15 protein-coding genes and 1 riboswitch are annotated in these 12,513 nt (G+C 51.7%); of the genes, 6 read left to right on the top strand and 9 right to left on the bottom strand.

Going from position 1 to position 12,513, the window contains the following annotated elements; all coding sequences use genetic code 11:
* Nucleotides 1-23: 23 nt before the first annotated feature.
* From G495_RS21700 to G495_RS21695, 5 genes are all read left to right on the top strand, one after another.
* Complete coding sequence (locus tag G495_RS21700) at nucleotides 24-422, top strand: hypothetical protein (protein ID WP_156939638.1); 399 nt, start codon at nucleotides 24-26, stop codon at nucleotides 420-422.
* Between the two features lie 39 nt (nucleotides 423-461).
* Nucleotides 462-1,046 carry a hypothetical protein gene (locus tag G495_RS21000; RefSeq protein WP_084458012.1) on the top strand — a complete coding sequence of 195 codons (585 nt, stop codon included), beginning with the start codon at nucleotides 462-464 and terminating at the stop codon, nucleotides 1,044-1,046.
* 69 nt (nucleotides 1,047-1,115) lie between these two features.
* Nucleotides 1,116-1,682 (top strand): diheme cytochrome c, encoded by a 567-nt coding sequence (locus G495_RS20995; protein WP_084458010.1) that lies wholly within the window; start codon nucleotides 1,116-1,118, stop codon nucleotides 1,680-1,682.
* 67 nt (nucleotides 1,683-1,749) lie between these two features.
* Nucleotides 1,750-2,106: an NfeD family protein gene (locus G495_RS20990; protein ID WP_084458009.1), complete on the top strand. Its 357-nt coding sequence runs from the start codon at nucleotides 1,750-1,752 to the stop codon at nucleotides 2,104-2,106.
* A complete protein-coding gene (locus G495_RS21695; RefSeq protein ID WP_156939637.1) occupies nucleotides 2,084-2,896 on the top strand; it encodes a hypothetical protein in 813 nt (270 codons plus the stop codon). The genes G495_RS20990 and G495_RS21695 overlap by 23 nt, the downstream gene beginning before the upstream one ends.
* Nucleotides 2,897-3,004: 108 nt before the next feature.
* On the opposite strand, the gene G495_RS22950 is transcribed toward G495_RS21695, so the two are convergent.
* From G495_RS22950 to G495_RS20975, 9 genes are all read right to left on the bottom strand, one after another.
* A complete protein-coding gene (locus G495_RS22950) occupies nucleotides 3,005-3,112 on the bottom strand; it encodes an ATP-binding cassette domain-containing protein (RefSeq protein ID WP_084458038.1) in 108 nt (35 codons plus the stop codon).
* Nucleotides 3,113-3,354: 242 nt separating this feature from the next.
* On the bottom strand, nucleotides 3,355-4,494 hold the full coding sequence (locus tag G495_RS20980) for a sirohydrochlorin cobaltochelatase (RefSeq protein ID WP_156939636.1): 1,140 nt from the start codon (nucleotides 4,492-4,494) through the stop codon (nucleotides 3,355-3,357).
* A riboswitch (cobalamin riboswitch) is annotated at nucleotides 4,478-4,660 on the bottom strand. It overlaps the preceding gene by 17 nt.
* 54 nt (nucleotides 4,661-4,714) lie before the next feature.
* Nucleotides 4,715-5,485 carry an energy-coupling factor ABC transporter ATP-binding protein gene (locus tag G495_RS0107895; protein ID WP_028587369.1) on the bottom strand — a complete coding sequence of 257 codons (771 nt, stop codon included), beginning with the start codon at nucleotides 5,483-5,485 and terminating at the stop codon, nucleotides 4,715-4,717.
* On the bottom strand, nucleotides 5,482-6,297 hold the full coding sequence (cbiQ, locus tag G495_RS0107890) for a cobalt ECF transporter T component CbiQ (RefSeq protein WP_028587368.1): 816 nt from the start codon (nucleotides 6,295-6,297) through the stop codon (nucleotides 5,482-5,484). The genes G495_RS0107895 and cbiQ overlap by 4 nt, the downstream gene beginning before the upstream one ends.
* Before the next feature lie 206 nt (nucleotides 6,298-6,503).
* Nucleotides 6,504-7,541, bottom strand: coding sequence for an energy-coupling factor ABC transporter permease (locus G495_RS0107885; protein WP_028587367.1), 1,038 nt, complete (start codon nucleotides 7,539-7,541; stop codon nucleotides 6,504-6,506).
* Between the two features lie 871 nt (nucleotides 7,542-8,412).
* The gene (locus G495_RS20330; RefSeq protein WP_028587366.1) at nucleotides 8,413-9,144 is read right to left on the bottom strand and encodes an HNH endonuclease signature motif containing protein; all 732 of its coding nucleotides are present in this window, start codon (nucleotides 9,142-9,144) and stop codon (nucleotides 8,413-8,415) included.
* A gap of 6 nt (nucleotides 9,145-9,150) precedes the next feature.
* Nucleotides 9,151-10,305: a restriction endonuclease subunit S domain-containing protein gene (locus G495_RS21690; protein ID WP_035251390.1), complete on the bottom strand. Its 1,155-nt coding sequence runs from the start codon at nucleotides 10,303-10,305 to the stop codon at nucleotides 9,151-9,153.
* Complete coding sequence (locus G495_RS0107870) at nucleotides 10,302-11,864, bottom strand: class I SAM-dependent DNA methyltransferase (protein WP_028587364.1); 1,563 nt, start codon at nucleotides 11,862-11,864, stop codon at nucleotides 10,302-10,304. Before G495_RS0107870 ends, G495_RS21690 begins: the two co-directional genes overlap by 4 nt.
* 9 nt (nucleotides 11,865-11,873) lie before the next feature.
* Nucleotides 11,874-12,212: a type I restriction-modification enzyme R subunit C-terminal domain-containing protein gene (locus G495_RS20975; protein ID WP_211234135.1), complete on the bottom strand. Its 339-nt coding sequence runs from the start codon at nucleotides 12,210-12,212 to the stop codon at nucleotides 11,874-11,876.
* A 35-nt stretch (nucleotides 12,213-12,247) separates the two neighbouring features.
* Between G495_RS20975 and G495_RS22990 the strand changes: the two genes are divergently transcribed.
* Nucleotides 12,248-12,513, top strand: a 266-nt coding sequence (locus G495_RS22990; RefSeq protein ID WP_156939634.1) for a helix-turn-helix domain-containing protein, incomplete at its 3' end; no start/stop codon positions are given.

Genomic DNA, 12,513 nt, shown 5'->3' with positions numbered 1-12,513 from the left:
ATGGGGAAATAAAGGAGTCGACAATGGACTTGGAGGACCTTTTCAATCGTGACCACCGCAGCCGCAAACGCGGATACCGCGATCATGAAAATAAACACGGGCACTATGGGGACAGGCATGATGAAAACCGGCATGCTCTGTTTGACCGAGACCATCACGATGATAATGACCAGCGGCGTAAGCACGGTGATCAGCAATACAACCATCATAACGATGACTTATTCAATCTCTCGCACCTCTTGCCTCGTCTGCTTGCCAACAAGAAGATTCTGATCACGGCCGGTATTTTGGTCTTGGCAGTCATTGTGATTGTCGTCATCGTCGTGCTGCCGCTGTTCGGTCAGGCCCTCGACTTCATCAACAAAAGCGGGCTTCAGGGTGTGATCGACCGACTGCTGCAAGGCATTGGCGGTGCGAAGTAAGCATTTTCCGCCTGCCTATTCATTGATTTGGGGGAAAGAATGAACAAGTATAAAATTATAATGTTATCATTAATAGTTATCTGTATTGCAGGACTCGGGTTCTTGTTTGCAGCAACCGGAATGGCGGATGATGATCATGGATTTAAAAGGCATTTTGAGCGAGAGGACCAGCACAGCATCCCATTTTTGGAGTCCGATAATGAAGGCAATGAAACCGCCGGGCAGATGGCCGCATGGCTCCTACTTGTGGCGAACCTGCCTGTAGCCTTGAGTCTTCTGATTAAGGGGACGAATCGATTTGCGCCTCTGCGAATCGAATTAAAGAAAGCACTGGCGAATCTTAACCGGATGCAAAAAAAGGCCCTTATGTGGCTGCATTACTATCTCAATCCGGCGATCCTTGGCATTGCCCTATGGCACTGGTTGTCTTCGCGCTGCAAATCGTCGGCCCTGCCTGAACTTGGGCTGATAATGATGGTGACCGTGATCGCATTGGGCTTTCTCATAAAATTCAAGTTGTGTCCCAAAGCTTTTCGCAAGTATGCTTATCAGATCCATACACAACCGGTGATTTTTGTTGCCATGTTTCTGGTGTTGACGGTTGGGCACCTGATCGTCGATTAACTTTGACCCGCATTAAGGGAAGGCGGGCCTCTGCTTGTATCACCGGCACGGAACGGAAAGGAACAGACCATGAACATTTCGCGTAATAGAATCATGTGGTGGGTATCGCTGTTAATGCTTTTGGTTGTCTTTGCACCGACCATAAGTGCAGACGATGACGATAAAAGGCATCAACGCAGTGAGCGCAAATACAAAGAAAATAATCATAGGGGTGACAAGAACCTGAAACCGGTCAGCAGCGCCGCCTATGCCGACTCATGCGGTGCCTGCCATTTTGCCTATCAACCGGAATTATTGCCAGCCGGTTCGTGGAAACAAATTCTTGACGGCACCGATGATCATTTCGGAGAGGCGGTAGACCTCGATGAGGGCGCAAGGCTTGAAATTAGTGGTTATCTGGCATCAAATGCCGCAGATAAATCATCTGCCAAATTGGCTGGAGAAATAATGCGCTGCCTGGGGGGAACGACGCCGCTGCGAATCACCGACATTCCTTGTATTCGCAAGGAGCATCATGAAATCACACCGCAGACGGTCCAAAGAAAGGCTGTCGGTTCATTGTCGAATTGTATCGCCTGCCATCGAACTGCGGAAAACGGCGTATACGACGATGATGACGTATCCATTCCTGAATAATCGCGGTGGTATCTTTCAGGACTAAAATCAGAATAGCTATTTAAACGGCTCATAGGCCGAGGCCCCTATGAAATATGGCCTGATTACAGTACTCATCTGCATCGTCATTTATGAGATCTTCGAGCATATCATCTTACCGTTGTTCTGGAGGATTCGATATCGCAAGCGGAATTCAGCTTGCGGTCCTGAGGGCATGATTGGAAAAAAATGTACGGTCCAGCAGTGGAACGGAACCAGCGGCAAGGTAAGGGTTGGCGCTGAACTGTGGAATGCGAGCAGCCCTACACCGCTGATTCCGGGAGACGAGCCGGTGGTCAAGAGCATCGAAGGGCTGACGTTGCGGGTTTCATCTCAATTGGAAAGGTTGCCCGATTTACCGATAAAGAGGTTCGACAAGGATCATGCACATGATTCCTCAAAATAGGTACCGATTAAACGAGTATCAGATATCCAAGATGTCGGATGGACGCCTTTGGTGGACTTCCCATACCGGTTTTGCAGTTCAGATTAGTGGACCGTGCTATATTTATGGAAATGTATTGTTGATGGGAGACCGACGCGATGAAGAAAATGGGTTTATGAAATCGGAGTTTCTGGATTATCTGAAAAATCTCCCATTGTGGAATGGAACCCGGTACTATTGTTTTTCTTCCGCTATATTGGATACGGCTACCGGAGGTCACCCCGGCGAAGAAAGATTACAGCGATTGACTCACATGCATACTGCACCCGTTTTCGACGCGATCGTCGATGGAAAGGCTGAAACCTTCAAGTTGGGGAAATATCAGATATCCATCTCCATCGAAGGTGATATCAAATGGAAGTCTTATTCCGGAATAAGCCAAATTATCGAAGGTCCTGTTTTGATCGAATCCGATATCCTATTTTTAGGTCCGAAACTATGTGACGCTCCTGAAAAAAGCAAAAGGGAATTCATGCGCACCTTAATATCTCTTCCAAAATGGAATCGAACGACTTTTTGGTGTCGTAGCTTAGCATTACAGCCCGTTTTAAAGGATAATAAAAGGTCGGTACATGTCGTCGTCGAAAGTGCAAAAATTCCTCAACCAGCGGAAAGGGATTTTAGAAACCATCATCGAAAATTCGGCCAAGAGATGTGGCTCTACGCAACTGGTGTTAGTGCCAAATGGGCCTCAAGAATAACGAATAAATGGATTCAAAAGAGAAAAGCATTTCGGAGCAAAATTGATTAAGATCTAAGGCTGGTTATCGCTATCAACCCAAGATATGTAAAAAATATCCAACACCAATAATCCTCGGAAACCTTCCGGTGCTGATCTACTAGACCATAAGCAATAATCTCAACAAATAGTGATTCCATTTGTAAAAGTTAGCAGCTTGATGAGCGTCGTTTTCCCGGAGCCGTTCTGGCCGACCAGGGCGACCCTGTTCCCTGGGGCAATGTTCAGGTCGCTATCCGGTAAGGCCTGGACATTATCTGGATAGCGGTAACAAAACCCTCGTGCGCTTTACAGAACCCTATCCCGCAGCCCTGTGAAACAGGCGCTTGGATCATCTCATGCATCTTGGCTACACCTATGCACCCAGTCGGTCATAAGAAGCAGGGATGTTACCGGCAATTTTAAGAAATTGGCCGGTAACATCTCTACCAATAGCTTTCGAGAATTTTGCCGCGGAATTACGGATCTGGTCAATCAAGTGTTATCCCGGCATCCGCGGCAGCATCTATTGCATGGTCAACAAAAATCCTGGCGAAATCATCGTTTTCACCAAGCCCCACGTTTACGCAGATAACTTCAAATCCATTTTTCTTTAATATGGATTTCCAGGAATCCTCTTCATCGCTTGACATATCATTAAGCGTGTGATCACCGGCGACAACCATGAAGGGTTTGAGAACGACCTTTTTTATTCCATACAACTTCATAGTTTCAATAGCGTCTTCAATACCGGGGTAGCCTTCGACACAACCCGTTGCTGTAACCACCTCTGGATACATCTTGCGCATGACCGATGCCAATTCGAGATAAACACCGCCGTTGCCGGGGAAAAACTCATTTCCGTGGCCCATATAGAGAATGCCGGCTTTTTCCTTCTTCGCCAATTCAATATCCGGGGCCAAGACCATAGCAATCGCGGCAATATCTTCCGCATATGGGGCTTTGGTACCATAGGTGCCCAGTGCCGGCCTGCCAAGCGCGATTTTATGGAATGGTTTGTAGTGGGCTTTTTTCATCGTTCCCATACTCATCAAGGCGTCAACGTATGTGTGCAAATCGAGAAACTCTTCACCCATGGAGATATGCGTGGGTTGCAGGACAATGGTGTCAAACCCCTCGTTTTGCAAATCCGCGATTGTCGCGAGGGGCGTTTTTACATGGAGAACATCGGTGGGAATTTCAGGATGCGCTTTGATATATGCAGGGTCTTCTGCTCGGTGCTGCCATTTTTTACGAATGATGTTTGAAGTAAAAGCGATCCTCACCGGTGTATGGGGGTATTTTTCCATAAGCTGGCTACGGATATTCAAGAGTCCATCGAGGGCGGACTCTACCGTGGTACCGAACATGGCAAGCACAATGGCATTTTTGTGTTCAGCCTTGTAAGCGCCGCTTGCATGGCTTTTTGTCACATTCCCGGAAAATAGAAGTGTAACCGCGAAAAAGAATGATACGCATCTCAACATAAATCTCATGCCAACCTCCATCTTTTCCGGCCTGAAAAGGAAAAATCCCCAGGCCAATTGATAAATTGATCTGAGGACCCCTGATTTTTCCACAGATGTTTCGACGCGCTCCTGTCCACGGAGCAAGGTCGGATCAGTAATCAAGGCAGGTCTTCTGACTCCCGGATCGTCCTACTTATCGCGCCTTCCCAACGCCAATGCGTCAGTGGCGATAGCGACGTTCGTCCCCGGTCACAGCGGCGGGCCCGTTCCCGATTTTCACGGGATTCCCTATCAAGTCCGTGCGGACACCTGATCAATGGCTATTTATCATAAAATCACTTTCAATTACCAATAAAAATTGTCCTGGAAATTCAATGTAACTTTAGGTTTTTTGGCTTTTACTATTCTTACCGCACACGGGGCAATGCTGCATGCTCAACGGCTTTTCCAGACCGCTGCCGGCCAGCAAGGTTTCGTTTTGGAAAATTTCGACAGTCGGCCCGTCTGCCGTAATCCGGCCCCGGTGAAGTACGATGGTGCGCTGGCACAAGTCCATGGCCATATCCAAGTCATGGGTGGCAATAATTTTGGTGTGTTGAAAGGTTTTTAGCAATCCGATCAGCCGTCGGCGCGAGCGTGGGTCCAGGCTGGAGCTGGGTTCGTCCATTACCAGAATGTCCGGCGACATGGAGAGCACAGCCGCGATGGCTGCGGAACGTTTTTCTCCGCCGGACAGCTTGTAGGGCGGTCGTTTTATAAGGTGAGGCACGCCGACGGTTTCCAGTGCCTGCATCACTTTTTGTTCCACTTCCACCGCTGGCAAACCCAGGTTAAGGGGACCGAAAGCCACATCGTCAAACACCGTGGGCATGAACAATTGGTCGTCCGGGTCTTGGAATAGCATGCCCACCGTGCGGCGAACCGTTTTGAGATTCTTGGCGGTCACGGGATAATCGCCGATGCGCATGACGCCCTGAGTAGCGGTCAGGCAACCGTTGAGATGCATCAATAGTGTCGACTTGCCGGCGCCGTTGGCCCCCACCAGCGCCACTGATTCGCCGTGACCAATGTGAAACGAGACTCCGTTCAACCCCATGGTGCCGTCCGGGTAGACGTAGTGCAGATCAATTGCGTCAATGGTGTGGTGGCTCATGTGAATAATCCCGTAATCAATAAGCCCAGTTTCATGGGCAGGTTGGAAAACCGCAGCAGCGCAAACAGCAGCAGCCAAAAGGTCACATGACGTACTTCCTTGATGCCGAAGTGCATCGACCTAAGGATAGGAATATGTCCCTCGAAACCCCGACAGCGCATGGCCAGATGAACGCGCTGGGCTCGGTCCAGCGTACGCAGCAACAGGTGACCGACCATGGAGACGAAGGGCTTGAAGCCCATGCCTTTGGATTCTCCGAAGACGCGTAGCGAGCGGGCGCGCACAAGGCGAGCGGCCTCGTCCGTAAGGACAAAAATATAGCGGTAGAGAAAGAGCAGCTGAACCACAAAAGGCCGGGGAGTGCCTAACTTTTCCAGGGCCAGGCAGACGGTGTTGAAGCCGGTCAAGGCGATAAGCGTCAAAGCGGCTGTAACAGTGAGGACAAAACGCATTAAAATAGAAAGGTATGAGACCCATCCACCGGAAATATGGATGCTTCCCAGCTGGAAAAGGATCTCGCGATCCAACAAAGGATTGAAGATACCGATGAAGATAGCGAATGGGGCGACGATCATCACCTTGCGAAGCAAAAAGGTCAAGGGCAGATCCCCGGCGGTGATCAGGGTCACTGGGAAAATGAAAAAAGGGATCAGAGCCGACAGCTCGTATTTGCCAAAGGAGACCACGGTCACGATGAAAACCAGCGTGGTAATCAGCTTAGCCCTTGGGTCCAGACGATGCAGAGAACTATCGCCCGTTGCCAGGGTGTCCATCCGGCCGATATCGAATAAGTTTTGATCGATTTTTAACATGTTCAAGGCACCAATGGGCAGAGGCGGTATTGCCCCTGCCCATTGGATCTTTTAGGTGATGTTGCCGCGTTGGACAATTCTGACGCGTTCGTAAAAATTCGAAAAATATTTTTGCTTCCACACTATGTGGTATGAGCATAAAGGAAAATCACACCACCGATTGTATATGAAAATTTGCCAGCCGACTTTTTACGGTTTCATCAATTCTATTTCACATTATTTCTACGTCGTTTCAGTCCTAAACCGATCATTCCGGCCATGAGAAGGGTCAAAATCCCTCCCACCAGGCCAGCCACGGATGTTCCCGCGTCCACTGCTGGCCAGGGTGTGTGTGCTTCGGCCGAGGCCTCGGGTTCGCCACCTTCGGTTTTAAATCCATAATCGGGTAAAAAGGCGGTTTTTTCCTGGAGATGAGCCAACGATCCATGCAACCCGTGCTCTGGGTTCTCCAGCTCTTCGCTACCCGAGGTTTTGAACATAGCCCACTCCAGGCCATCCGGATTGGCTGAGGCGAACCAACTGAGGGCAACGCCGGTCAGAATAGCAATGGCTGAGAGTCCGACCAGAACCGTGCGCATGGATGACCGCCCCTCGGATGGGCTGCTTACGGCGGTGACGATTTCGGGACGGGCTTTCCAGACAAAACCGACCACGGCGGCTGTGACCAGCCCTTCCACAATGCCGATTGCCAGGTGGATAGGCTGCATCAACAGCACGAAGGTTCCGAAGGGCAGTTCCGAAATGCCTGAAAAAAGGGTCTGCAGAACCACGCCGAAGGCGCCCAATTGAAGGCCTATCACAGCGGATACCATAGCGCCGGTAAGAATACGGCCCTGACTGGCCTGGCCGCCAACGATGCGTTTAAAAATGAAGGGATAGGCCACGAAGCAGGGGAAAAAGCCCAGATTAAAAATGTTGCACCCTAGCGCCAGCAAGCCGCCGTCGGCGAAAAAGAGCGCCTGGACGGTCAAAACCGAGGCCATTACGAGAAAGGCGGCATAAGGACCGAGCAAGATCGCCAGGATCATCCCTCCTCCCAAGTGGCCGCTGGAACCTGTGGCCGGAATGGTGAAGTTGATCATCTGGGCCGCGAAAATAAACGCACCCAACACCCCCATGAGCGGGACCTTGTGGTCATCCAACTCTTCTTTGACCTTCTTGGAGCTGTAAGCGATCAATCCGGCGGTGGCCGCCCACATGGTACCTCCGACAGCCGGTGAAATTAAAGCATCTGCCATGTGCATAACCCAGTCTCCTTTAACTGATAAGTGAGTGAAATACACCCCAAAGATCGGGCACAACAAGCGTCCATTTCCAAGGGGATCATTTTATTCGAACACATGCCTTGTCTGGCCAACTTAATGGCATTGAATGAAACGGCTTGTAACCATAAGAGTACAATTGGATTTTGATTGAATAAACCTATCCTTCCCAGTGCTTTCCATTTCCGCACCAAATAAAAAAGGCCGCGAAGGTGCATCTCCTCTGAGGTGCATGGGCCTTCGTGGCCTGATCCAACCAACGAAAATAAATTTACAAAACTTACAGCATCTTCATGATGCTCTAATTAAGAGCGGCATAAAATCATACATCGGTCTAAATGTCAAGATTAATTTTTTAACGTTTAAATTTCAAAAGGTTAACAAAATTATGGCCACCATGCGAAATGAATGCACAGCCCAAACGCTTAGACGGTATTGCATCCTTAGGCCTGATATGTCACTCCGAATACCGAATCCGAAAGCCAGTTCTTGAAACTGGGATTGTTACAGAACTGCTTGAACATCTTGGTGTGGTCTGAAAGCCGGTCCATTTCAGCCGACAGTGGGGTCTTAATGGGCTTATTATCAGTCTCGAAAAACAGCAGCGCCATTATTCCCGTTTTTCCACATACAACTATAATTTACAAAAGTGGTGTGCTCGTTGCTGTTCCGGAAATGCTGACGCGTGCGGAACCATCCCTCGACCTGGGGATCACGCAGGTCCGGGTTGCCCTAAATGTGGGACCGCATGTTGTTGCCGCGTCATGGAAACTCATTGTTTGCCTTCGCTTATAACGATTTCCGCCTCGCCGTGCGTTCAGTCTTGGCGGACAGGTGACTCTGTATGTGACTTTCACTGGCCATGCCGCAGTTGCTCCGCCTCGTATTTCTCAAATGAGTCATAGTTCGGAATGCCGCGCGAGCGGTTGTTTCTGCCTTGAATGGTCTGGTCCACCCGGCTTTTGATGTACCCGTAGAGTTCCTCAAAGCGCGAAACATGGATGAAGAACGTCTTCGCCTTGAACTTGCGCTGAATGGTGGTGTGAATTTCGGCATGGTTGAAGGGACGGAAGCTGCCATAGCCGGCGTCGGCCTGACGATAATCGAAGTAGCGCTTGATCAGATAGTCGATGTATCCCTTCTTGATGGTGTCTGCGCCGATGGAATCCACCGGGTATTGCATCCGGGGCGACCGTTTGCGGCCGAAGGTTACGGTGTTGGCGATAATGCTGTCGCTGACACTCGCGGCATTCACGTTCACCGACTGCATGGGACTCTTTTCGGTCTGCCGGGGTGACGCCCTGTGCGTCCAGAACAGTTCCATCTTCTTTGCGTGGACATCCGCCGGTGAAATCTCCCCGCGCGTGATCTTGGAGTGACAGTTCCCGCACACGACGATCAGGTTTTCGATCTTGTTGCTCGAGGGGTCTCCGTCGATATGATGGATCTCCAGCACCGCCACGTCCTCAACGCCGCAGAATGGGCAACGGTTGTCGGCTTCCTGATAGAGCTTCTTGCTCGTCAGGGCTGAAACCGTTTTGCGCTGCTTCGGGCGCTTGGGCGTTTGGTTCTCTGTTTTGGACATACCTGGTTAAAGCTCCCCTTTGAATGCCTTGTCCAGGATCGAGGGAAGCAGGGCGTCGAGTTCGGATTCGGCGTCTTTTTGTGCAGCGAGCATTGCAGCGACTTTGGCTTGCAGGCGGTTGAACCAGACCTGCTTACCATACTCCGGCACGGGAACCTCAATCTCGGTCAACTTGGTGAGACCCAATGTGCGGTTTCTTCCTGCTCCACCTGGCGAAGCTTCGCCAATCTTCCGGAGCCCTTCCTCGGTCAGGAAGTAGAAGCACAGGAACTCGGGCGTGGAGACGCCCGCCTTGGGAACACATGTTATGAACCGGTGAGACCCGTATCGGTCGCTATCCTCTGGTTGGGCAACTGCAATCGCTCCTTCCCACGCAAACACGTTGCTAAAAATGAGGTCTCCAGGCTCTATGCCGTAAAGTCGCTTTGTGCCCACACTCAGGTAATCGAGGGCGGGTTTGTGGAATGTCCCTTTGCCGAATGACCGGATACCGAGTTCCGGATATTCCTCACCCATTTTGGGTTCGACGGGACGACGTACAAGCGGAGCCACATCGTTCATCGTCCGCGAGGGCACACCATCAATTACTTGTGCAAAGGCGCTACGGAGCATTGCCTCCGCTTTCCGTTCGATCTCTGCCTTATAGCTCAGTGCCTCATTTATTTTCGCAACGATGGCATCGATCTTTATCACGATCCGGTCTTGTTCATCCCTGTCGGGGAGCGGTATCGACATTCGAAGGAATCTGTCCTCCTTGAGCCTTACGCGGTTGGTCGTTCCTTCGCTAGCAGATCGGCACAGTTCTATGAATCTTTGGGTACAACTCAGCCACTTTAAAAAACCAGGAGCAAGGCGTTGGTCGATTATCTTGAAGGATGGGAAATCGTTAGTAGCAATGGCTCCATCCAATTCATCGGATACGATACCAAATGCGCCATGCCTCGCATCAATTCGAGACAGAATGAAATCGCCTGCACGAACGCGAAATCTGCGTCCCGTAGCCAATTCCAAACCTGTCGTTTCCCCTCGTGGAACAACTCCCTTACCCCACAGTCGCACGGTGACCTGCTGGTAGCGGGCGGCCACATCGATCTCGATTGAGTCCTCGTTCTTTTCGAGAACCTCCCCGAGAGGAACTGTAGCCCAGCCGTTGCCCGTCATGGTTTCCCTCCTCGGGAGCCAACTGGCTCAGCCAATGTAGCTTTGATCTCTTCTATGATCTTCCCGATTCGAAGGTTCTTTTCAGCGATACTCTCCGCAATCTGTTCGGGGGGAAGATGCTCAAGTGCTTCAGCGCCACGTGGATTCTTTAAATCAAGGTTGCAGCCGTTAGATAATACGCCCTTTGCCTTGACCTTCCAGGCGTGCGCGTTCTCCTGGCGCTTAGTCGATTTGAACCATTTGAACAGATCAGCGAGTTCATCGTATTGAAGCGGACTGGTCTTGGTGTATTTTTTCCGGCCATCAGGCAATGGTTGTTCGTAGTACCAAATCATTTCCGTCGGTCCGGAGCGGTCGAAGAAGAGAAGATTCGTCTGGATCGGTGTGTACGGTTCAAAAACGCCCTGTGGCAGCCGCACGATGGTGTGCAGGTTGAAGCTCGTAAGCAATTCCTCCTTGATACGCGCACAGAGACCATCGCCAAACAGCGCACCATTGGGAACAACAACCGCTGCGCGGCCGGGCTTTGGGCTGCGCTTGAGTTTCCGCATGATCAGTTGAAGGAATAGTAGCGCAGTTTCCGTGGTCTGCTTGTCCTCCGGAAAGTTGTTCAGAATTCCACGTTCCTCCTCACCCCCGAATGGTGGATTGGTGAGAATCACGTCGACCCGGTCGCGGTCACCGATCTCGTTGAGCGGAAAACGCAGGCTGTTTTCGGGATCGATCTGGGGCGCTTCGAGACCGTGCAAAAGCAGGTTCATCTGGCAGAGGAGGTAGGGAAGCGGCTTGGCCTCGCCGCCGAATATGGACTGTTCCTGAAGGACCCGCCTGTCTTCCACGGTCTTGACCTGTTTGCCCAGGTGATTGAAGGACTCCACCAAGAAGCCGCCGGTGCCGCAGGCCGGGTCAAGGATCGTCTCACCGAGCCGCGGATCGAGGGCCTCGACCATGAAGCGCACCACCGGACGCGGTGTGTAGAACTCCCCCGAGTCGCCGGCCGCGTCGCGCATCTCCCGCAGCATGGATTCATAGAGGTGGCCGAGGGTGAAAAGTTCATCCTGGGCCTCGAAATGGATCGCGTTGACCTGATTAACAACGTCTCGCAGGATGTAGCCGGACTGGATTCGGTTGGCCAGTCGGCTGAAAACGCTGGCGATGACTCGCTTGCGGCTGGTGGGGCCGTTGTGCAGGCCGCTCAGGTAGGCGAACAGCCCTTGACCTTTGGTCCCATCGGTCCGGACAGCCTCTTCCTGGTTGATGAAAGCGATCAGCTCCGGACCGGTAACACCATTTTCCTGAGCGGCCCAATCACGCCACCGGTAAGGCGGTTCGATGGTCGGGCGGTATTTCGTTCCCCTCATCTTGGCGCGCGACGCTTCGATCTGCTCCAAGTCATCGAGAAACTTGAGAAACATGACCCACGTCAGAAGCGGCAGCCGGTCCAGGTCGCCGGAGAGACCCTTGTCTTTGCGCATGATCTGCCGGCATGACTTGATGACGCTGCCGAGACGCTCGGCCGTGGTTTTGGGTGGGTTCGCTTTCTTGGTTCGTTTGGCCATTATCTTCCCTTAAGCCGCATAGAGCAGCGTTTGCAGTTCTCGAATCGCTTCGACCAGCCTATCTTCTCCGCCGAAATAACGGGCGATCTGAATCACATTCCCACGTTTGCTGATGGGCGGAACCTCCAACACATCAGGGATGACGAATTGGGCGGTGCCATGCTCAGTGTATTTATCGAGGAGTTCACCGAGAATTTCCCGCGCCTCGGGGCCATATTGATCGAAGAAATCCTTTTTCTCGGAGCGAAGGCGCTGGGCGCGCTCGCGCCGTGTCCGAAGCGGCGCGTTAAAGGCGATATGGCACAGGAGGTCGAGGGGGTTGGGGCGGTGTACGGTTTTCTTGGACACCGAATTGGGAGTAAGAGATCCCCAGGAGGTGTTCGATGACGAAGGATGGAATGAGGGGCAGAGGAGCCTCCTCCCCGGTGGAGGGAGGCCATAGGCCGACCGGAACCGGGGATGAGGCACGCAAGCCGCCCAAGAGGTTCTGGGCCAAGCACAAGACCGAGGCTGTGCTCAGGCTACTGCGTGGTGAGGACATCGAGATTTTGAGCCGTGAACTTGGCGTGACCGCCGCCGCCCTGACCCGCTGGCGGGATCAATTCCTTGCTGGCGGTGCCGAGGGGCTCAAGAAGCGCTCACCCAAGGA

The sequence above is a fragment of the Desulfocurvus vexinensis DSM 17965 genome (assembly GCF_000519125.1).
In the GTDB taxonomy this organism is placed as follows: domain Bacteria; phylum Desulfobacterota; class Desulfovibrionia; order Desulfovibrionales; family Desulfovibrionaceae; genus Desulfocurvus; species Desulfocurvus vexinensis.
This window is presented reverse-complemented; position numbering and strand designations above follow the sequence as displayed.